Source organism: Jannaschia pohangensis (assembly GCF_900113875.1).
GTDB lineage: Bacteria > Pseudomonadota > Alphaproteobacteria > Rhodobacterales > Rhodobacteraceae > Jannaschia > Jannaschia pohangensis.
Window position 1 is genome coordinate 825,806 of sequence record NZ_FORA01000001.1, and the last position, 19,283, is coordinate 845,088.

Here is a 19,283-nt window from a genome sequence, read left to right on the forward strand (position 1 = left end):
GCGCCGTCAGACCCAGTCGATATCCTCGCCGCTCTCCAGCATGGCCGAGATCAGCCCGACCTCGGCCAGCCCATCTGCCACCTGCGCATCCAGCGACAGTTCCGCCTCGGCCACGCCCCTCAGGGCCGCAATCACCGCGTCGATCCGGGCAAAGGGGACGACCACGATCCCGTCACTGTCACCCACGATCATATCCCCCGTCTCGACCTGCTGGCCGCCGCATCGCACCGGCAGGCCGACCGTTCCCGGCCCCCGCGCCACCGGTGACCCGGGCGTCAGGCCGGTGCAGAACGCCGGAAGGCCGATCCCGCGCAGTCCGGTCAGATCGCGCAGCGGACCATCGGTGACGAACCCCGCTCCGCCCCGGTTGCGCAGGAATCCCATCACCCGGTCGCCCGCCGCGGCACACCCCTGATAGCCGTCGAACCCCGCCACCAGGATATCTCCGGGCCGCACCATGTGGATCGCCGCCAATGTCGCCAGCACGTCGCCGGGACGATTGCCGACCGGCAGGGCCGGACCACAGAGCCGGTCGGGCAAGCCCGCGCAGGGTTTGATCGCGGCGGACATCGCCCCCGCCCCCATCATCGCGTCCAGCACGAAACCTGTGGGTTGATCGCGAAAGGCCGCGATCTGGGCTGCCGTGGGTTGCCGCCAGCCGGGGGTCCCGTCGGGGCCAAGGTCGCGCGCAATGCGCAGCGCTTTGGGTTCTTCGATCATCGCATCCTCCGGTTTGGCCAAGGATGACGGCCAATAGGGCCTTGCCGCAACGAAAAAGGGCCGCGCGGGATGATCCGCGCGGCCCCTGTCAGGCGATATGGTGTCGGATCACTCGAGGCCGAGGCGCGTCTTGACCTGACCGATGACCCCCTCGACGAGGGTCGGGTTGTCGCGCGCACCCTCGATCGCCGTCTTGAGGCTGGTCTTGGCGAGGGCGTTCAGGTCCGAGTTGTCGACGTAGGCGATCACGGCGTCGGCGTCGAAGCCTTCGGGCGTCAGCAACGTCTGGATGTCCGGCGTCGCGGTGACGGTCGCATCGGCGGCTTCGGTGCCAGCGGTTGCCGCATCGGCGGCGCTGTCGACGGCAGCCTCGGCAGAGGCGGCTTCGGCGGCCTGGTCAGCGGCTTCGATGGTTTCGGTCACGGCGTCCGTCGCGGCGCCCACTGCGTTGCCTGCGGCATCCACGGCGGCGCCGACCGCATCGCCGGCAGCATCCGTCGCGGTGGCAGCGGCATCGGTTGCGGCGTCCGCCGCCTCAGCCGCCGTATCAGCAGCAGCCGTTGCGGCATCGGCAGCAGCGCCAGTCGCCGCACCCGCCGCATCAGTTGCTGCGTCGGCAGCGGCACCGGCGGCATCTGCGGCGGCATCCGTCGCGTCAGCGGCGGCGTCCGTCGCGGCGGCAGCAGCATCGTCGGTGGCTGCCGTGGCAGCATCGGTCGCGGCAGCGGCGGCGTCCGCAGCGGCGGCAGCGGCGTCGGTGGCGGCTTCGGTCGCACCGTCTGCGGCTTCGGTCAGAGCGGCCGAGGCGCCCTCGACCGCGTCGCCCGCAGCATCGGTCGCCGCAGCGGCGGCATCGGTCGCGGCGTCGGCAGCATCGGCAGCTGCATCGGCGGCGGCATCAGCGGTGTCGGCGACAGCATCTGCAGCCGCGTCGGTCGCGTCCGCGGCGGCGTCCGTGGCGGCATCGGCAGCGGCGCCCGCGGCTTCGCCCGTCTCCTCAACGGCACCCGAGACGGCCTCGACCGCCTCGTCCCCCGAGCGGTTGAAGAACACAAAGCCCAGAACGGCCACGACGGCGACAGCGAGGCCAACGATGATATTGCGTGACATGACGGATTCCCCCTAACGTGATTCCATTGATCGCTGCTTGCCGCAATGGCGCGCCGAGGACAATGGAGAGTGACGGAAATCACTGTCTCCGGCGCTGCGCCGCCTTGAAGACCACGCCAAACGAAGCTACCTTGCGACCTTGTCATCAACGTCCCTGAAAGGACCACGACCATCGCCCGCAGACCTCACAACGCGCCACCGCAGCGCGAAACCGGACCCCGCGTAAACGACCGGATCCGAGCGACTGAAATCCGCCTGATTGGCGCCGAAGGCGAAAACGTCGGAGTTGTCACTCCTGCCCGTGCCCGCCAGATGGCCGAAGAAGTCGGCCTCGACCTTGTCGAAATCAGCCCGAACGCGACGCCGCCCGTCTGCAAGATCATGGATTTCGGCAAGTACAAGTACGAGACCCAGAAGAAAGAGGCCGAGGCCCGCAAGAAGCAGAAGATCATCGAAATCAAGGAAGTGAAGTTCCGTCCGGGAACCGACACCAACGATTACGAGGTGAAGATGCGCAACGTGGTCAAGTTCCTCGAAAACGGCGACAAGGTGAAGGTCACGCTGCGCTTCCGCGGCCGCGAAATGGCGCACCAGGATCTGGGTCGCCAGCTGCTGGAGCGGGTGGTCGAAGATACCAAGGAAATCGGCAAGGTAGAGAACTTCCCCAAGATGGAAGGCCGCCAGATGGTCATGATGATCGGCCCGATGGGTCGCTGATCCGCCGCATCCGCCGGAAACGAACAGGGGCATCCAATCGGATGCCCCTTTGCTTTTGGGCGGCCCGAAACCGCCCTGGATGTCAGACGGCCGCCTTGACCGCCCGCGCCGTCATCACCGACACCAGATGCGCGCGGTAGGCGCCATCGCCATGCAGGTCGGAGATCATGTCGTCCGCATCCAGATCGCCAAGCCCCTTGACCGCATCGGGCGAGAAATTGGCTGACAGCGCCGCCTCGGCTTCGGACCAGCGGAACACGCCATCCCCCGAGGCACCGGTCACCGCGACCCGCACCCCGTCCGAGAACTTGGCCACGAAGACCGCGACCAGCGGGAAGCGCGAGGCGGGTTGCAGGAACTTTTCGTAGGCGGCCTTTTCGGGCACCGGGAACTTCACCTCGGTGATGATCTCGCCCTCGTCCAGCGCGGTCTCGAACATGCCCTGGAAGAAGTCGTCGGCGTCGATCTCGCGGGCGTTGGTCACCACGGTCGCGTTCGACGCCAGGACACCCGCCGGATAGCAGGCCGAGGGGTCGTTGTTGGCGAGCGATCCGCCGATGGTGCCGCGATTGCGCACCGCCGGGTCACCAATCCGTCCGGCCAGCGAGGCGAGCGCCGGATAGCCAGACGCCTCCCGGGCGACGGTGGCATGGGTGGTCGCCCCGCCGATGCAGATCCGGCCGTCATCATCGACACAGATGCCGTGCATTTCCGCCACGCCCGACAGCGCGACCAATTGCTCGGCCTGCGCCAGACGCGCCTTCATCGTGGGCAGCAGGGTCTGGCCCCCGCCAAGCGCCTGCGCCTCGTCCGACTTCAGGGCCGCGACGGCGTCCTGGATGGTTGCGGGTTTCACAAGTTCGAAACTGTGCATGTTCGTCCCCTTCAGAGGTTCGATATCAGAAAGACGCCGCCGGGCAGGATGACCCCGGCGATCAGAAAGGTGTTCACGCCCGCAAAGGGCGAGACCATGGCGGCGACCACCACAGCGGCAGTCGCACAGAGAGTCAGCCAGATCGCCATCGACATGATCCGGGTGCGGCGAGAGGTATTCGCGGCCGGACCCAAATCGATTCCACGACGCGGCATGACGCTCAGCCCTGCATCGCAGCCCAGACCCGCGCGGGGGTCAGCGGCATGTTGATGTGGCCCACGTTGTGTCCACCGCTGGCCAGCGCGTCCAGCACGCCGTTGACGATGGCGGGCGGCGATCCGATGGCCCCCGCCTCGCCGCAGCCCTTCACCCCAAGCGGGTTGTGCGTGCAGGGCGTGGCGCAGGAATGGTCCACCTGGAACATCGGCAAATCGCCGGCGCGCGGCATGGCATAGTCCATGTAGCTGGCCGACAGCAGTTGCCCGTTCTCGTCGTAGGCGCAGTTTTCCAGCAAGGCCTGGCCGATGCCCTGGGCCAGACCGCCATGGACCTGCCCCTCCACGATCATCGGGTTGACCACGTTGCCGAAGTCGTCTGCCGCCGCGAAGGACAACACCTGGACCTGGCCGGTTTCGGGGTCGACCTCCACCTCGCAGGCATAGGCGCCCGCGGGATAGGTGAAGTTGTTGGGGTCATAGAACGCCGTCTCCTCCAGCCCCGGCTCGAGGTCGGTCAGCGGGTAGTTGTGCGGCACATAGGCCGCCAGCGTGACATCGCCCCAGGCCAGCGACTTGTCGGTGCCCGCCACGGTGAAGCGGCCTTCCTTCAGCTCGATGTCACCCTCGGCGGCCTCCATGATGTGGGCGGCGATCTTCTTGGCCTTGGCGATGATCTTCTCGGTCGCGCGGACCATGGCCGACCCGCCGACGGCGAGCGAGCGGGAGCCATAGGTCCCCATGCCCATGGGCGTGTTGGCGGTGTCGCCGTGGACGATCTCGATCTGGTCTTCGTTGATGCCGATCATGTCGGCCACGACCTGGGCAAAGGACGTCTCGTGCCCCTGGCCGTGGCTGTGGCTTCCGGTCATCACGACCAGCCCGCCCGTGGCGTTCACCCTGACGGTCGCGGATTCGTAGAGACCCGCGCGCGCGCCAAGCTGACCCACGAGGTTCGACGGCGCAATGCCGCAAGCCTCAATATAGCAGTTGATGCCAAGGCCGCGCAGCTTGCCGCGCGATTCGCTTTCCTTGCGGCGGGCGGCAAAGCCGTCGCGGTCGATCATCGACAGCAGCTTGTCCATCGTCGCGTCATAGTCGCCCGTGTCGTATTCCACGGCGACCGGGGTCTGGTAGGGGAATTCGCGGATGAAGTTCTGACGGCGCAGATCCACCGGATCGACCCCCAACTCCCGCGCGGCCTTGTCGATGACCCGCTCCAGCTGGAACGTCGCCTCGGGCCGACCCGCACCGCGATAGGCGTCGACGGGCACGGTGTTGGTGAAGACCGCCTTCACGTTCACATAGACGAGCGGCGTCTTGTAGTTTCCGGCCATCAGCGTGCCGTGCAGCCAGGTCGGAACCGACGGCGCAAAGGTCGACAGATAGGCCCCCATGTTGGCGTAGGTCTCGGTGCGGATGGCGGTGAAGTTGTTGTCCGCATCCAGCGCCAGTTCGATCTTGGTCACGTGATCGCGGCCATGGGCGTCGGACATGAAGGCCTCGGACCGGGTGCAGGTCCACTTGACGGCCCGCTCCAACTGCTTGGCTGCGAAGGTGCAGAAGGCTTCCTCGGCATAGTGGAAGATCTTGGTGCCGAAGCCGCCGCCCACATCGGGGGCCACCACGCGCAGCTTGTGCTCGGGGATGCCCAGAACGAAGGCGCCCATCAGAAGGCGGATGACATGGGGGTTCTGCGACGTCGTATAGAGCGTGCTCGACTGGTCATGGGCGGCGAAATCGCCGACGGCCACGCGCGGCTCCATCGGGTTGGCGACCAGGCGGTTGTTCACCAGCTCCAGCGTCGTGACATGGGCGGCGGAGTTGATCGCCTCGGCCACGGCGTCGCGGTTCTCCTCCACGAAACCCCAGTCATAGCAGAGATTGGAGGTCAGGTCGTCATGCACCTTGGGCGCGCCATCCGACAGCGCCGCCTTCATGTCGACGACGGCGGGCAAGGCCTCGATATCGACCTCGATCGCCTCGCAGGCCAGCCGCGCGATCGACGCGCTCTCGGCTACGACGGCGGCAATCGGGTCGCCGACGTGACGCACCTTGCCTTCGGCGAGGATGGGGTGCTTGGGCTCCTGCATGGGGTTGCCCTGCCGGTCGGTGATCTGCCAGCCGCAGGGGATGCCGCCGACGCCTTCGAAATCCTTGGCGGTAAAGACACGCACCACGCCGTCGATGGCCTCGGCCGCGCTGGTGTCGATGGACTTGATCCGACCGTGGGCCACGTCCGAGCGCAGGAACACCACATGGGCCTGACCGGCGACGTTGATGTCATCGGTATAGCGACCCTTGCCGGTCAGAAACCGCACATCCTCGCGCCGTTTGGGGCTTGCGCCGATTCCGGTATCCTTGGGCATTTCAAATTCCTCCGCTTGGGGGCCGGGGGGCGCTGTGCCTCGCCCCGGCGGGTTCAAGGTGGGGGCGCGGCTCCTCCCTTCCGCGCGCCCGAGGGGTCATGGGTCGTTCCACCCGCCCCTTACTCTGTCGTTCGCCTATTCGGCGGCGACCGGGGCGACCTGCTGGCCGCTGGCCGCCATCACGGCCTTCACGATGTTGTGGTAGCCGGTGCAGCGGCAGATGTTGCCCTCAAGGTAGTGGCGCACGTCCGCTTCGGTCGGGCGGGGGTTTTCCTTGAGCAGTGCCGCCGCCGACATCACCATGCCGGGCGTGCAGAAGCCGCATTGCAATCCATGGTAATCCTGAAAGGCCTGCTGGATCGTGCCGAGCGATCCATCGGCATTGGCCATGCCTTCGATGGTGGTGACTTCGGCCCCGTCGACCTCCTGCGCCAGAACGCTGCAGGACTTCATCGCGACGCCGTTCACATGAACCACGCAGGCGCCGCACTGCGAGGTATCGCAGCCGACATGCGTTCCGGTCATGCGCAACCCTTCGCGCAGCCAATCCACCAAAAGTGTGCGACCCTCGGCCGCCGCGGTGCGGCTCTTGCCGTTTACGGTCATCGTGACGTTCGTCATCGTCGTCCTCCCTTTGTCCCGCAAGGTAACCACAAGGATCGCGGGCTGAGAACAACTTTATTGCGACGATCCGTCAAAAAGCGGATTGGCCGCAGATCGGCCCGCCCCCGGCGTCTTCCGGGGGCGGGCCTTGCCGTCAATTTGCGGCAGCCGTCTGCAACAATGCCGTGATTTGCCGGACGGTTGCGCGGCGGTTGGCCTGCTCGTTCCCCTGGGTCGGAACCTTGAGGAAGGATTCGCCATAGCCCTGAACGACCATGTTCTCGACCGGGATGCCGAAGTATTCGTTCAGCGCCAGCGCCAGGCTTTCGGCGCGCCGGTCCGACAGGGCCAAATTATAGGCTGCGTCGCCCACGGCGTCGGTGTGTCCTTCGATCAGGAACACCTCGCGCGGGTTGGCCCGGATCGAGGCCAGAACCTCACGGGCAAGGCTGGTCAGGTTCGACGCCTGCTCGGGCGCGATGGCCGCCGAGCCGCTGGCGAAGGTCACGGCGCTCAGCTCATAGGCCGGGGCCAGGGCGCGCACTTCGGCGATGTTGCGCACCTGCGCCAGGCTGAACCGACGGTCCAACCCGTTCTCGCGCGCCAGGGCCGCCGCAAGCGGGTCATCGCCGCGTGTGGACACGACCGGCAGCGGCTCGGGCAGGTTCGCTACATCGACAGGTTCCACAGGGGCGGTGTCGTCGATCAACGTATACCGCGTGCCGTCGACGGCGATCAGCTCGCGCCGCAAGACGCGAAGGGACGCATCGCGGATCGTGACCACGACCGACCCATCCTCGCGTGTGACGGTCTGACGGGTGGAGCCGTCATCGAACCGCTCGGTCCGGACGTTCGAGCCCGGCTGGCGCAGCAGGACGTCATCGTCCTTGAGAACCTGAAGCCCGCCGTCGTCGCGCTGCACCACGACCCGGTCGCCCGAGTTCGAGACGACGCGCGACCGATTGGCCAGCACCGTACCGATGGCCAGGGCGCCGAGCGCGCCCAGAACGATCTTTTCGCGGTCCGAGAAGCGCGGCTCATCACGTTGCGTCACCACGGCCTGCGTTCCGAAATCCTGATCCGAGGTACGCACGTCGTCCTGCGTCACCAGCTCCTCGACCGTGGTTCCGACCGCGGAGTCGTTGACGGCATCCGTCGCCACGACGTTGCCTTGCAGCAGATCGACCAGCGCGTTCGAGGTCTGATCGCGGGCGGTCGTCTGCTCCTCGGTCAGTTCGGGCTCCGGCTGAGCGGCGATTTCAGCGGCGATGGCGCTTTCGGTCTGCGTCTCGACGATGGTGCTTTCTTCCAGCACGGGTGCGGGCGCTTCGGCGGCATCCGGCTGGGTCAACAGATCGGCGAGCGAGCCCTGGTTTGCGGGAGCGGGGGCCGCTTCGGGGGCGGGGGCCGCTTCCGGAGCAGGCGCGGCCTCGACCACCGGGGCGGTTTCGGGCGCGGGTGCGGCCTCGGGTTGCGCTCTCAGGGCGTCGGCGAGACCGTTGTCCGCAGGAGCCTCGGCCGCAGGAGCGGGGGCCGCTTCCGGTGCAGGTGCGGGTGCAGGCACGACTTCGGGTGCAGGCGCGGGGGCAGCTTCCGGAGCAGGGGCAGCTTCCGGAGCGGGGGCCGCCGTGTTCCCCTGCAGTCTGTCCTGCAGCGTCGTCGGAGCCGGGACAGCCTCGGGCGCGGGGGTGGCCTCGGGGGCCGGAATGATCTCCGGCGCGGGAGCGGCTTCGGGGGCCGGGGCGGCTTCGGGAACGGGGGCCACTTCCGGTGCCGTCTCGGGCACGGGGGCCGCTTCGGGGGCGGGGGCCGCTTCAGGGACCGGGGCCGCTTCTGGGGCGGGCGCCGCTTCAGGAGCGGGCGTCACAGCCTCGGGCTGCTGGCCCAGAAGACCGCCCAGGCCGCCACCAGCTGCAGCGCCACCGGACGTCGCCACGCAATTGGCCAGCCCTTCGGCATCCGAACCGAATTGCGCCGTGCAATTGGCAAGAACCTCATCCGCCGTCTGGGCCGATGCGCTGAGCGTCAGCCCGGGCAAGATGAGCGAGAAGCTGGCGGCAAGCGCCGTGGCCGAGCGAAGCGCGCGGAGTGATTTGGTCGAAGTACGGGGCATCGAAGCCTCCTGCAGATGCTGTTCAATCGTCTGTATCAACACCCGCATGCCCTTGTCGTTCCAAATCCACCACTTGTTATCGGATAACAGGCAAGTTCTGGCCCGGCCCGCGCATCCGCGTCAAAAAACAATTGTTCCGCGCCGACCGCACATCGACGAAAACGTTGTCCGGATCGGCCAGGCGCTGCGCGACAGCGTGGGCCAGGACATCGCGGCCCAGCACCTCCCCGGTTCCATAGCGAATCCGCTCGTCGGACCCATAGGCCTTGATAAGGTAATCGGGCGACTCGTGCAGGATCGGCGGCAGGCCCGCTCCGGCCCAGGGCTTGCAGGGGCGCGCGCAGAGGAAGATCGGCCCCGTCTCGGCATAGGGATGGAGCGTGGCGAAGGGGCGCGCCGCGCAGATCAGCATCTCTTCTCCCTCAGGCACATTGGACAGGCAAGAGCGGCAGGGCGTCCCCGTCCCTTTCGAAATCGCGCGTTCGGCGGGTTGGCCGTTCGCGTTGGCACCACCGGCGCGGATGTGGTCGACAAAGGTCTGGTCCATGGCAAGAAAGGTCATCTCGGGGCTCCCGTTGTGTGATGTGCCCTTCTGACCCGACCGACCCGGGCAGGACGACCCGGAAGCTGCGCTATCGTCGCAACCGGGCCAATTCGCCGACATCGTCGGGGCGCGACAGGGCTTCGGCCAGACCCTCGATGGCCGCGATGGAATGACCCGAGCGGAGCGAGTCGACATGGGGCAACAAAGCCTGGATGCCGGCGGCCTTGGGGGCGAAGCCGTCGAACCGCAGCAGCGGATTGATCCAGATGACCTTGCGCGCCGTCAGATGCAGGCGGCGCGCCTCGAACGCCAGTTGGTCGATGTTGCCCCGGTCCAGCCCGTCGGTCACCAGAAGGACGACCGCCCCCTGCCCCAGAACCCGGCGCGACCAGTCGCGGTTGAAGGCATGCAGCGCCGCGCCGATGCGGGTGCCCCCCTCCCAATCCTGCGCCTCGGCCCCGGCGGCGGCGAGGGCGGTGTCCACGTCGCGGGTGCGCAGATGCCGGGTGATATTGGTCAACCGCGTCCCGAAGGTGAACCCATGCACATCGGCCCATCCCTGACCCTGCCGGTTGGCGACGGCGTGAAGGAAGTGCAGCAGGACGCGGCTATAGGACGACATGGAGCCGGAAATATCGCAGATCGCCACAAGGTTGGGCCAGCGAATTCTATGGGTTGCGCGGCGAAGTTCATGCATCTCACCGCGCCGCAGCGCCGCCCGCAACGTCGCGCGCCGGTCGATCCGGCCCAACACGTCGGCTTGCAGGCGGCGCGACGACATCGGTTTGACCGGCAGGGAGAGCCGGGCGAGCATCCGCTTCGCCTCGGCCATCTCGGAAACCGACATCTGCTCGAAATCGAGGGACCGCAGCCGTTCGCGGGCCGAGGCGGTCGCGGCCGCATCCAGCTGCAACTCCTCCGTCGGCTCCTCGGTCTGGGGCACGACGTCTGGTTGATCCAGCAAGGCCTCGGCCGCGCGTTTTTCGGCCGGTTTGGCCTTTTGCTCCTGCTGGACGCCGCGCACCGTGGGCGTGAGCAGGCCCATCATATGCTCAAGGTAGCGCGGGTCGCGCCAATAGAGCCGGAAGAGCTGCGCGAAGGTCGCGCGATGCTCGGGGCGTTGAACGAAGACCGCCTGAAGGGTGTGGAAGAAATCGGCGCGATCGGTGAACCCCGCCGCCTGCACCGCCTCGGTCGCAAGGATCAACCGATCCGCCCCGACCGGCACACCGGCGCGGCGCAGGGCAGCGCCGAAATGGGCGATATTGCCCGCCAGTTTCGGGTCGTCGGGAAGGTCGAGGGGCGGGTGTTCCATCGGCGCAGGCCGGGGGCTAGCCCCCGGACCCCCAGGATATTTGAACCGAGAAGAAGACGGGTCGGAGCGCCGGGTCCAAGTGCATCACGCCAGTTCCGCCCGGACCTCGTCGAGGATGCGCTTGGCCTCGGAACCCTGAAGTTTCTGGATGTCGTCCTGGTATTTCAGCAGCGCGCCAAGGGTGTCGGCGATCACCTCGGGCGACAGGTCGATCATGTCGAGCGCGAGCAGGCATTTCGCCCAGTCGATGGTTTCGGCCACGCCGGGTTTCTTGAACAAGTCTTCGGTGCGCAGTTTCTGGACGAAGGCCACGACTTCGCGCGACAGGGCGGCAGAGGCCTCGGGGGCACGGGCGGCGAGGATCTCCATTTCCCGGTCGTGGGTCGGGTAGTCGACCCAGTGATAGAGGCAGCGACGCTTGAGCGCGTCATGCACCTCTCGCGTGCGGTTGGAGGTCAGGATCACGATGGGCGGTTCCGGCGCGGTGACGGGGCCGGTTTCGGGGATGGTGACCTGAAAGTCTGACAGCGCCTCGAGCAGGAAGGCCTCGAACGGCGCGTCGGTGCGGTCGATTTCGTCGATGAGCAGGACGGGCGCGCCGCCCTCCTGCGGGCGCATCGCCTCCAGCAGGGGGCGCGCGATCAGGAAGTCGTCGGAGAAGAGGTCCGGCGGCGTGTGGCCCGTGGCCTCGGCCCGCCGGATCGCCATCATCTGGGCGGCGAAATTCCATTCATAGACCGCGCTGGACGCATCCAGCCCCTCGTAGCACTGAAGCCGGATCAAACGACGCCCGAGGGCCGCGGCGATGGCCTTGGCGATCTCGGTCTTGCCGGTGCCGGCCTCCCCCTCCAGAAACAGGGGGCGACCCAGTCGCAGCGCCAGAAAGGTGACCGTCGCGAGGGCGCGCCCGCAGACGTAGTTCTGTTGGGCCAATGCGGCCTGCACATCATCAATCGAGTTCATTGCGCCATGGGGCATTTTGCACCGCGTGCGGTCAAGTCGCGTTGCGGGATCGGCGCATGCGGCGTATCTGTGACGCAGCGACTTGGAGGATGCGATGAAAGACACGGCTGCACAGGGCTTCGGCCCCGACCTCGCCGCCTTCGACTGGGCCGATGCGTTCCGGCTGGAGGATCAACTGACCGAGGAAGAGCGGATGATGCGCGACGGCGCGCGCGCCTTTGCCGATGCCGAACTGGCCCCCATCGTGCGCGAGGCCTATGCCGGCGAGACGTCGAACCCCGGTCTTTTCAAGAAGATGGGACGCGCCGGGTTGCTTGGCCTGACGATCCCCGAAGAGTACGGCGGGCTTGGCGCGGGTTATGTCACCTATGGCCTTGTGGCGCGGGAAGTGGAGCGGATCGACTCGGGCTATCGCAGCATGATGTCGGTGCAATCGTCCCTCGTCATGTATCCGATCTACGCCTACGGGTCCGAGGAGCAGCGGCGGAAATACCTGCCCGGACTGGCCAGCGGCGATCTGATCGGATGTTTCGGCCTGACCGAACCCGACGCGGGGTCGGACCCGGCGGGCATGAAGACGCGGGCGGTCAAGACCGACACCGGCTACCGGCTGACGGGGGCGAAGATGTGGATCTCGAATGCGCCGTTTGCGGATGTTTTCGTGGTCTGGGCCAAGTCGGAGGCGCATGGCGGCAAGATTCGCGGCTTCGTGCTGGACAAGGGCATGGCGGGGCTGAGCGCGCCGACGATCAAGGGCAAGCAGAGCCTGCGCGCCTCGACCACGGGTGAGATCGTGATGGACGGCGTCGACGTGGGTGAAGACGCCCTTTTGCCGAACGTTCAAGGACTTAAAGGCCCGTTCGGATGTCTGAACCGCGCCCGGTACGGCATCAGTTGGGGCGTCATGGGGGCGGCGGAATTCTGTTGGCATGCGGCGCGGCAATACGGGCTGGATCGGCATCAATTCGGCCGACCGCTGGCCCAGACACAGCTGTTCCAGAAGAAGCTGGCGGACATGCAGACGGAAATTTCCCTTGGACTTCAAGGGTCTCTGCGGGTGGGGCGGTTGATGGACGAGGGGCGCGCGGCGCCCGAGATGATCAGCCTGATCAAGCGCAACAACTGCGGCAAGGCGCTGGATGTGGCGCGGCTGGCGCGGGATATGCATGGCGGAAACGGAATTTCCGAGGAATATCAGGTCATTCGCCACATGATGAACCTTGAGACGGTCAACACCTATGAGGGGACGCATGACGTTCACGCCCTCATCCTGGGGCGGGCACAGACCGGATTGCAGGCCTTTTTCTGAGACGGATTTCAGGGGTGATCCACGGGTGATCTACGTCGGATATACGTCGGACGTGATCCGCAAATGAGGGGGTCGGCGGGGTGAACCCCGCCCTACCCCGCTGCCCGCTGGCGGTCACTCTGCAACGGGCGTGATCTCCAGCGTGACGGCGGCATACCAGTCGGCGATCTGGCGGATCTCGGCGTCCGACAAACCGGCGGCGATGTCGGACATGATCTCGTGCTTGCGGGTGCCGCGCTTGAAGGCCTTGAGTTGGGTGTCGATGTAGATGTTCGTCTCACCGGCCAGGTTCGGCGCATCCAGCAACAGGGAGATGCCGTCGGCGCCGTGACAGGACACGCAGGCTTGGGGCGCTTCATCGGGGCTGACCCCGTCGGGCAGGGTCGCGACGACCTCGTGGGCGGCATACCAGGCGGCGACGTCGGAAATCTGCTGCGCGGTCAAGCCGGCGGTCACGACGCTCATCATCTCGTGCTCGCGCGCGCCGGTCTTGAAGGCCAGAAGCTGCGCTTCGAGATACTCCACCGGCTCGCCGCCGATGTGGGGCGCAATGGGGATCGTGGCATAGCCGTCGATCCCGTGACAGGTCCGGCACATGGTCGCGACCTTGCGCCCGGCCTCGGGGTCGTCGGCGCGGGCCGCCTGTGGGATGCCCCCGGCGAGCGTGAGCCCGCCGAGAACGAGTGCGAAAGCGCGGATCATTCCGCAGGCTTCGGATTGTAGGCGATCCGCCAGATCGCCCCGGCGAAGTCGTCGGAGACCAGCATCGAGCCATCGGGCAGGAATTCGATATCCATCGGGCGACCGCGATATTCGCCCGTCGATTCGTCCAGCCAGCCGTCGGCAAAGACCTGCGCCCCGGCCGCGTTGCCCTCTTCGTCGAGCGCCGTGAACATCACGCGCGCGCCGACGGGTTCGGTCCGGTTCCACGATCCGTGCTGCGCCCAGAAGATGCCGCCGTGGTATTCCTCGGGGAAGGAGCTGTCGTGGTAGAAGCGCATGCCCAGATCGGCCGCATGGGCGGTCAGTTCCAGCTGCGGCTCGACGAAGGTCACGCCTTCGGGCCGGGGCACATCGGTGTATTCCGGGATTTCGATCCGGCTATTGGTCCAGGGAAAGCCGAAGTGCTGGCCCGCCGCGGTCTGGCGGTTCAACTCGCCCGGCGGGATGTCGTCGCCCATGCCGTCGACCTGATTGTCGGTCCACCACAGCTCTCCGGTGGCGGGGTTGAAATCCTGCCCGACCGAATTGCGCACGCCCCTTGTATAAACCTCCCTCTCGGTGCCGTCGGTGTTCACGCGGATGATGCCGCCGATCCCGAGTTCGTCATAGAGTTCAAGCTTTTCGACAGGTTGCACGTTGTGGGGCTGTCCGAGCGAGATGTAGAGCTTGCCGTCCGGTCCCACGTCGCAGACGCGGGCGGTGTGGTTGAAGCTCTCCTCCTCTGGCGGGACAAGCTCTCCCTGGTCGATGACGACGCCGACCGCCGGGTCCGGCCCTTCGAAGAAGAATTCCGCCGCCGGGAAGACCAGCACGCGGTTGCGTTCGGCGATGTAGAGAAAGCCATCGGGCGAGAAACAGGGGCCGTTCGGGATGTCGAAGGTGATCGAGGGCGCGAAATCCTTGACCTCGTCGGCGACGCGGTCGCGGTCGCGGTCGACGATGGACCACATCTTGTCCTTGCGGGTGCCCGCAAACAGGACGGTGCCCTGGGGCGCCATCGCCATGGAGCGGGCGTCGGGCACGACGGCGTAAAGGCTCACCTCGAACCCGTCGGGCACGTTGATGTGCTGGATGATCGCGCGGAGGGCGTCGGCGCGGTCGCCGTCCTGCTCCACAAAGGTGAAAGTGGCGTCCGTCTTCTGCATATTGGCGAGTCGGTCCATGTTGTCCTGTGCCGCGAGGGGCGTGGCCAGCATGGACGTACAAAGCAGAGCGACAAGGCTGCGCTTGGTCATCTTGAATCCTCCCAAAGATAAATCGAACTTCCCGTGAGCCCTGGCCGCGGCCTCCTCGCCGATGGCCAAGACAGAAAAAGTGCGACTTGCCTTACGCTAAGTCAACTTTGGAAGAATACGAATGCAGGGGGCGGCGCGTCGGGGGCAGCGAGGGCCAATCGGGGAAGGTCTTTCGGGGGAACCGGGATCGGCGATTTCTTGCCACGGCATACCGCCAAGAAAAAGGGCCGCCCCGAAGGACGGCCCATTCTGGGTGATGGAGTCGGTGTTTACGCGCCGGCCTTCTGTGCCTCGATCGAGATGAAGACCTGCACTTCGTCGGACACGAATGGGGCGAACATGCCCGCATCGAAGTCGGACCGCAGCAGCGTGGTGGTGGCGTCAAAGCCGAGCCAGGGCATCTTGGCCATCGGGTGCTCGGCCGCCTGGTTCAGCTTGGCATCCAGAACGACGGATTTCGTCACGCCGCCCAGGGTCAGATCGCCGGTGATGAGCGCGGTATTCTCGCCCGTCACCTCGATGGCGGTCGAGGTGAAGCTGACCGTTTCATTGGCGGCGGCATCGAGGAAGTCGGCCGACTGGAAGTGGGTGTCGCGCTCTTCCCAACCGGTGAACATGGATGTCAGGGGCATCGAAACGCTGACCGAGGAGTTTTCGGGGGCGTCGGCGTCGAACTGGATTTCGCCCTCGAACCCCGAGAACATGCCGTAGGTCGTCGAGAAGCCGAGGTGGTTGTAGTTGAAGACGATCTGGCTGTGGCTGGAGTCGAGGGTATAGGTCTCGGGCTCGGCCGTGGCGGGGGTGGCGGCAAGAAGGGCGGCGGCGATCAGGGGAAGGCGTGTCATGGGTTGCTCCGGGTTGGAATATGCGTCTTCGGTGGTTTTGATCTGACGGCTTTGCGGCGTTCGGGATACAGGCACGGCCCAACAGGGCCTGTGCGTGCATGCACCGCTCTGGAGATGGTCCGGGCCCATCCGCACCGCAAGGGCGCCCTCGAGCAAATCCCGGCGACAATTCGCCCATTCGGTGATACTTCTGTGCCCATTCGGGCGGAGGTGCGCATGATGGGCCGGGATATCACGATCTTGCTGGGCACGACCAAGGGCGCCTTCCTGCTGGCGTTCGAGCAGGGCGCATGGGTCGCAAGGGGGCCGTTCTGCGACGGCTGGCCCATCAATCACGTGGTCGGCGACCCCGAACGCGGCACGATCTGGGCCGCGGGGGGCGGCGATTTCACCGGCGCGGGCGTCTGGCGCAGCGACGACGGCGGCGCGACCTGGACCGTGACGCGTCTGACGGCCGGGACGATGGACGACTGGGCCGCCAATGACGCGGATTTCGCCGCGATGATGGGCTGGACGCCCGGCCCGCTTCCGTTCGAAGGGTTCGCCCAGGTCTGGAGCCTCGACTTTGCCCATGGCGTGCTGCACGCGGGCACCAAGCCGGCGGGGTTGCTGCGCAGTTCGGACGACGGGGCGACCTGGACGCGGGTCACCGGCCTTGACGAGCATCCGTCGGCCGACAGCTGGAACCCCGGTGCCGCTGGCCTTGTGCTGCACAGCATCGTGGCCGACCCCGCGGTGCCGGAAAAGCTCTGGATCGGGATATCGGCTGCGGGCGTCTTCGCGACCGAGGACGGCGGCGCCACCTGGGATCGCCGCAACCGCCTGTCGAATGCCGAAAGCTGCGGCCACCACGATCACCCGGCCGCCCCGCGGGACGGCGAGACCGGGCATTGCGTCCACAACATCGTGCGCGCGCCGGGGGATGCCGACGTGCTCTATCAGCAGAATCACCACGGCGTCTGGCGGTCGGCGGACGGCGGGCGGGCGTGGGACGATATCACCCCGGGCCTGCCGTCGACGTTCGGGTTTCCGATCCGGGTGCATCCACGCGACCCGCGAACGATCTGGACGCTGCCGCTCAACGGCGACATGGCGGGCCGGTTTCCGCCGGACGGGGCGGCGGCGGTCTGGCGGTCGCGCGACGGCGGCGCCACGTGGCAGGCACGGCGCGACGGCCTGCCGCAACGCGGATGCTTCTTCACCGTCCTGCGACAGGCGATGGCGGGCGACGGCCGCGACCCGGCGGGCGTCTACTTCGGCACCAATTCGGGGTCGGTGTTCGCCAGTCTGGACGAAGGCGACACCTGGTCCGAAGTGGCGCGCCACCTGCCCACGATCCTGTCGGTCGAGGTGCTGGACCGGGCCTGATCGCGGTCGGGCCGCCCTGCCCCTTCCGCCGCTGCGGCCCCGCCGTCGAACGGCCCCGGTGTGCCGATGAGGTGTCGCTTGGGTTCCGTTGCGGAATGCGGTGCCGGGTGCCTTTTTTCCGAGAACCTGCGGAACGATTGCGGCGCCTTCACGTTGAGTCGTTACAACCTGCAAACGAAAGGAATCAATATGTTCCGCATCATTGGTACAACTGCACTGACCCTCGCCATGGCTGGCCCGGCCTTCGCCGACGCCCATGCCGCCAACCCCTCCATGACCGAGATGACCGAAGAGGAATCGGCACAGCTGATCCGCACCCGCGACATCACCGGCGGCCCGATCTATTCGGTGTCGGCGAACTACGCCGAAGAAAGCTGGATGGGCGACGACTACGAGACCGCCTACAGCTATGACACGATGGGATACGGCGACAATCTGGAGCAGATCGGCGAGATCGAGGACATCGTGCTGGATCGCAACGGCCAGATGATCGGCATCGTGGCCGAAGTCGGCGGCTTTCTCGACATCGGCGACAAGCATGTCATGCTGCGGGTGGACGATGTTCGCCTCGTGCCGGTCGACGATAAGACCTACAGCTTTGTGACGCGCATGAGCGAAGAGCAGCTCGAAGAGATGCCGTCGGTCAACGAAGCCTGGTACAACTGATCTTTACAAAGGCCATTTGACGACACGGGAAAGGGAGCCTTCACGGCTCCCTTTTTGCTGCGCGGTTTCGGCCATCCCGGGAGGGGTTGCGCCGCTGCCCCACATCGCTATACCCCGCCCATCCCGCCATGCATTTTTACCGCGTGGTCTCTCGTGTCCGGGGGGCGGGTCAGGCCCGGACTATGAAACGCGCGCAGACAAAACAGGAGTGAACATGCCGCTCTATGAGCATGTGATGATCGCCCGGCAGGATCTGTCGACGGCGCAGGCCGAGGGCCTTGTGGAACACTTCAGCACGGTAATCGCGGACAACGGCGGCTCGGTCGTCGACAGCGAATACTGGGGCGTGAAGACCATGGCCTACAAGATCAACAAGAACCGCAAGGGGCATTACGCCTTCATCCGCACCGACGCGCCCTCGGCCGCCGTTCAGGAGATGGAGCGTCTGGCCCGCCTGCATGACGACGTCATGCGCGTTCTGACCATCAAGGTCGACGCCCACGAGGAAGGCCCCTCGGTTCAGATGCAGAAGCGCGACGAGCGCCCCGAACGCGGCGAACGCCGCGAGCGCCGCTGAGGAGAGACTGACATGGCTTCCAAACCCTTCTTCCGCCGTCGCAAGTCCGACCCGTTCGACGGCCCGAATGCGCCCAAGATCGACTACAAGGACGTTCGCCTGCTGCAACGCTACATCAGCGAGCGCGGCAAGATCGTTCCCGCCCGTATCACCGCCGTCTCGGCCAAGAACCAGCGTCGTCTCGCCCAGGCGATCAAGCGCGCCCGGTTCCTGGCCCTGCTGCCCTATGCCGTGAAATAAGGAGACTTCGACATGCAAGTGATCCTTCTGGAACGCGTCGCCAAGCTTGGCCAGATGGGCGAAGTCGTGGACGTCAAGCCCGGCTATGCCCGCAATTTCCTGCTGCCGCAGGGTAAGGCGCTCACCGCGTCCGACGCCAACGTCAAGGCCTTCGAAGGCCGCAAGGCGCAGCTCGAAGCCAATAACCTCGAATCCCGTAAGGAAGCCGAGGCCCTGGGTGGCAAGCTGGATGGCGAGCAGTTCGTCATCATCCGCTCCGCCTCCGACTCGGGCGCGCTCTATGGCTCCGTCACCACCCGTGACGCCGCCGAAGTCGCCACCGCGGCGGGCTTCACCGTCGATCGCGGTCAGGTCATTCTCCAGCGTCCGATCAAGGACCTGGGCCTGCACCCCGTGACCGTTCGTCTGCACCCCGAAGTCGAGGTGGAGATCACGCTGAACGTCGCCCGCTCGCCCGAAGAGGCCGAGCTTCAGGCCTCCGGCAAGTCCATTCAGGAACTCGCCGCCGAGGAAGAAGCCGCCGCCGAATTCGAGATCGCGGAGCTGTTCGACGACATCGGCGGTGCCGCCGATGAATTCGGCGACGATGCCGGCCCCGTCAGCACCCCCGAGGGTGGCAACGAGGACGAGCAGCCCGGCTGAGCCCGCGCGACATCACCGACTTGATCCGGGGCCGTCCATCTGGGCGGCCCCGTTTCGTTTGATAATGCCGGAGATTGCGCAGGCAGGACCCGCCGCAGGCGACTGACGCGGAGGGGCGATTGTCATCGCAGCTTC

Annotated in this window: 20 protein-coding genes; 7 read left to right on the forward strand and 13 right to left on the reverse strand. The window is 66.5% G+C overall.

What is annotated here, in order from left to right; translation table 11 throughout:
- Positions 1-6: 6 nt before the first annotated feature.
- Positions 7-720 carry an RraA family protein gene (locus tag BM002_RS04075; RefSeq protein ID WP_092778768.1) on the reverse strand — a complete coding sequence of 238 codons (714 nt, stop codon included), beginning with the start codon at positions 718-720 and terminating at the stop codon, positions 7-9.
- Positions 721-828: 108 nt separating this feature from the next.
- Positions 829-1,830 carry a hypothetical protein gene (locus BM002_RS04080; RefSeq protein WP_092777534.1) on the reverse strand — a complete coding sequence of 334 codons (1,002 nt, stop codon included), beginning with the start codon at positions 1,828-1,830 and terminating at the stop codon, positions 829-831.
- A gap of 258 nt (positions 1,831-2,088) precedes the next feature.
- Here BM002_RS04080 and infC point away from each other — a divergent pair, with 258 nt between their 5' ends.
- A complete protein-coding gene (infC, locus tag BM002_RS04085; RefSeq protein WP_245749160.1) occupies positions 2,089-2,547 on the forward strand; it encodes a translation initiation factor IF-3 in 459 nt (152 codons plus the stop codon).
- Between the two features lie 82 nt (positions 2,548-2,629).
- Here infC and BM002_RS04090 read toward each other — a convergent pair whose 3' ends face one another.
- The 8 genes from BM002_RS04090 to BM002_RS04120 all read right to left on the reverse strand — a co-directional run bounded on the left by BM002_RS04090 (position 2,630) and on the right by BM002_RS04120 (position 11,543).
- Positions 2,630-3,421, reverse strand: coding sequence for an FAD binding domain-containing protein (locus BM002_RS04090; RefSeq protein WP_092777538.1), 792 nt, complete (start codon positions 3,419-3,421; stop codon positions 2,630-2,632).
- A gap of 11 nt (positions 3,422-3,432) precedes the next feature.
- A complete protein-coding gene (locus BM002_RS19235; RefSeq protein WP_175484794.1) occupies positions 3,433-3,570 on the reverse strand; it encodes a hypothetical protein in 138 nt (45 codons plus the stop codon).
- 71 nt (positions 3,571-3,641) lie between these two features.
- Entirely contained in the window at positions 3,642-6,005 is a 2,364-nt protein-coding gene (locus BM002_RS04095) for a xanthine dehydrogenase family protein molybdopterin-binding subunit (RefSeq protein WP_092777540.1), read from the reverse strand.
- Positions 6,006-6,140: 135 nt separating this feature from the next.
- Positions 6,141-6,626: a (2Fe-2S)-binding protein gene (locus BM002_RS04100; protein ID WP_092777542.1), complete on the reverse strand. Its 486-nt coding sequence runs from the start codon at positions 6,624-6,626 to the stop codon at positions 6,141-6,143.
- Positions 6,627-6,762: 136 nt separating this feature from the next.
- On the reverse strand, positions 6,763-8,721 hold the full coding sequence (locus BM002_RS04105; RefSeq protein ID WP_139212237.1) for an OmpA family protein: 1,959 nt from the start codon (positions 8,719-8,721) through the stop codon (positions 6,763-6,765).
- Between the two features lie 76 nt (positions 8,722-8,797).
- On the reverse strand, positions 8,798-9,283 hold the full coding sequence (locus BM002_RS04110; protein WP_092777546.1) for a DUF1203 domain-containing protein: 486 nt from the start codon (positions 9,281-9,283) through the stop codon (positions 8,798-8,800).
- A 70-nt stretch (positions 9,284-9,353) separates the two neighbouring features.
- Complete coding sequence (locus tag BM002_RS04115; protein WP_092777548.1) at positions 9,354-10,580, reverse strand: vWA domain-containing protein; 1,227 nt, start codon at positions 10,578-10,580, stop codon at positions 9,354-9,356.
- Between the two features lie 84 nt (positions 10,581-10,664).
- Positions 10,665-11,543 (reverse strand): AAA family ATPase, encoded by an 879-nt coding sequence (locus BM002_RS04120; protein ID WP_092777550.1) that lies wholly within the window; start codon positions 11,541-11,543, stop codon positions 10,665-10,667.
- Between the two features lie 94 nt (positions 11,544-11,637).
- Here BM002_RS04120 and BM002_RS04125 point away from each other — a divergent pair, with 94 nt between their 5' ends.
- Entirely contained in the window at positions 11,638-12,852 is a 1,215-nt protein-coding gene (locus BM002_RS04125; protein ID WP_092777552.1) for an acyl-CoA dehydrogenase, read from the forward strand.
- 114 nt (positions 12,853-12,966) lie between these two features.
- Here BM002_RS04125 and BM002_RS04130 read toward each other — a convergent pair whose 3' ends face one another.
- The 3 genes from BM002_RS04130 to BM002_RS04140 all read right to left on the reverse strand — a co-directional run bounded on the left by BM002_RS04130 (position 12,967) and on the right by BM002_RS04140 (position 15,655).
- Positions 12,967-13,554, reverse strand: a complete 588-nt coding sequence (locus BM002_RS04130) for a c-type cytochrome (RefSeq protein ID WP_092777555.1) — start codon at positions 13,552-13,554, stop codon at positions 12,967-12,969.
- On the reverse strand, positions 13,551-14,810 hold the full coding sequence (locus BM002_RS04135; RefSeq protein WP_092777557.1) for a PQQ-dependent sugar dehydrogenase: 1,260 nt from the start codon (positions 14,808-14,810) through the stop codon (positions 13,551-13,553). The genes BM002_RS04130 and BM002_RS04135 overlap by 4 nt, the downstream gene beginning before the upstream one ends.
- A gap of 269 nt (positions 14,811-15,079) precedes the next feature.
- Positions 15,080-15,655, reverse strand: coding sequence for a YceI family protein (locus BM002_RS04140; protein ID WP_092777559.1), 576 nt, complete (start codon positions 15,653-15,655; stop codon positions 15,080-15,082).
- Positions 15,656-15,874: 219 nt separating this feature from the next.
- On the opposite strand from BM002_RS04140, the gene BM002_RS04145 reads away from it, so the two are divergent.
- From BM002_RS04145 to rplI, 5 genes are all read left to right on the forward strand, one after another.
- A complete protein-coding gene (locus BM002_RS04145) occupies positions 15,875-17,023 on the forward strand; it encodes a WD40/YVTN/BNR-like repeat-containing protein (RefSeq protein ID WP_092778769.1) in 1,149 nt (382 codons plus the stop codon).
- 189 nt (positions 17,024-17,212) lie between these two features.
- A complete protein-coding gene (locus BM002_RS04150) occupies positions 17,213-17,689 on the forward strand; it encodes a PRC-barrel domain-containing protein (RefSeq protein ID WP_175484795.1) in 477 nt (158 codons plus the stop codon).
- A 214-nt stretch (positions 17,690-17,903) separates the two neighbouring features.
- On the forward strand, positions 17,904-18,266 hold the full coding sequence (gene rpsF, locus BM002_RS04155) for a 30S ribosomal protein S6 (RefSeq protein ID WP_092777563.1): 363 nt from the start codon (positions 17,904-17,906) through the stop codon (positions 18,264-18,266).
- 12 nt (positions 18,267-18,278) lie between these two features.
- Positions 18,279-18,506 (forward strand): 30S ribosomal protein S18, encoded by a 228-nt coding sequence (gene rpsR, locus BM002_RS04160; protein ID WP_092777565.1) that lies wholly within the window; start codon positions 18,279-18,281, stop codon positions 18,504-18,506.
- A gap of 12 nt (positions 18,507-18,518) precedes the next feature.
- On the forward strand, positions 18,519-19,148 hold the full coding sequence (gene rplI, locus BM002_RS04165) for a 50S ribosomal protein L9 (RefSeq protein WP_092777567.1): 630 nt from the start codon (positions 18,519-18,521) through the stop codon (positions 19,146-19,148).
- The last annotated feature ends 135 nt before the right edge of the window (positions 19,149-19,283 follow it).

Excerpts from the sequence above, each read along its gene's own strand:
- BM002_RS04095 (WP_092777540.1), bottom strand. The coding sequence starts at position 6,005 with ATGCCCAAGGATACCGGAATCGGCGCAAGCCCCAAACGGCGCGAGGAT.
- BM002_RS04145 (WP_092778769.1), top strand. The coding sequence starts at position 15,875 with ATGGGCCGGGATATCACGATCTTGCTGGGCACGACCAAGGGCGCCTTC.
- BM002_RS19235 (WP_175484794.1), bottom strand. The coding sequence starts at position 3,570 with ATGGCGATCTGGCTGACTCTCTGTGCGACTGCCGCTGTGGTGGTCGCC.
- BM002_RS04080 (WP_092777534.1), bottom strand. The coding sequence starts at position 1,830 with ATGTCACGCAATATCATCGTTGGCCTCGCTGTCGCCGTCGTGGCCGTT.
- BM002_RS04105 (WP_139212237.1), bottom strand. The coding sequence starts at position 8,721 with ATGCCCCGTACTTCGACCAAATCACTCCGCGCGCTTCGCTCGGCCACG.
- rpsR (WP_092777565.1), top strand. The coding sequence starts at position 18,279 with ATGGCTTCCAAACCCTTCTTCCGCCGTCGCAAGTCCGACCCGTTCGAC.
- BM002_RS04115 (WP_092777548.1), bottom strand. The coding sequence starts at position 10,580 with ATGGAACACCCGCCCCTCGACCTTCCCGACGACCCGAAACTGGCGGGC.
- BM002_RS04090 (WP_092777538.1), bottom strand. The coding sequence starts at position 3,421 with ATGCACAGTTTCGAACTTGTGAAACCCGCAACCATCCAGGACGCCGTC.
- BM002_RS04140 (WP_092777559.1), bottom strand. The coding sequence starts at position 15,655 with ATGACACGCCTTCCCCTGATCGCCGCCGCCCTTCTTGCCGCCACCCCC.
- BM002_RS04120 (WP_092777550.1), bottom strand. The coding sequence starts at position 11,543 with ATGAACTCGATTGATGATGTGCAGGCCGCATTGGCCCAACAGAACTAC.
- BM002_RS04075 (WP_092778768.1), bottom strand. The coding sequence starts at position 720 with ATGATCGAAGAACCCAAAGCGCTGCGCATTGCGCGCGACCTTGGCCCC.
- BM002_RS04130 (WP_092777555.1), bottom strand. The coding sequence starts at position 13,554 with ATGATCCGCGCTTTCGCACTCGTTCTCGGCGGGCTCACGCTCGCCGGG.
- rpsF (WP_092777563.1), top strand. The coding sequence starts at position 17,904 with ATGCCGCTCTATGAGCATGTGATGATCGCCCGGCAGGATCTGTCGACG.
- BM002_RS04135 (WP_092777557.1), bottom strand. The coding sequence starts at position 14,810 with ATGACCAAGCGCAGCCTTGTCGCTCTGCTTTGTACGTCCATGCTGGCC.
- rplI (WP_092777567.1), top strand. The coding sequence starts at position 18,519 with ATGCAAGTGATCCTTCTGGAACGCGTCGCCAAGCTTGGCCAGATGGGC.
- BM002_RS04100 (WP_092777542.1), bottom strand. The coding sequence starts at position 6,626 with ATGACGAACGTCACGATGACCGTAAACGGCAAGAGCCGCACCGCGGCG.
- BM002_RS04110 (WP_092777546.1), bottom strand. The coding sequence starts at position 9,283 with ATGACCTTTCTTGCCATGGACCAGACCTTTGTCGACCACATCCGCGCC.
- BM002_RS04150 (WP_175484795.1), top strand. The coding sequence starts at position 17,213 with ATGTTCCGCATCATTGGTACAACTGCACTGACCCTCGCCATGGCTGGC.
- BM002_RS04125 (WP_092777552.1), top strand. The coding sequence starts at position 11,638 with ATGAAAGACACGGCTGCACAGGGCTTCGGCCCCGACCTCGCCGCCTTC.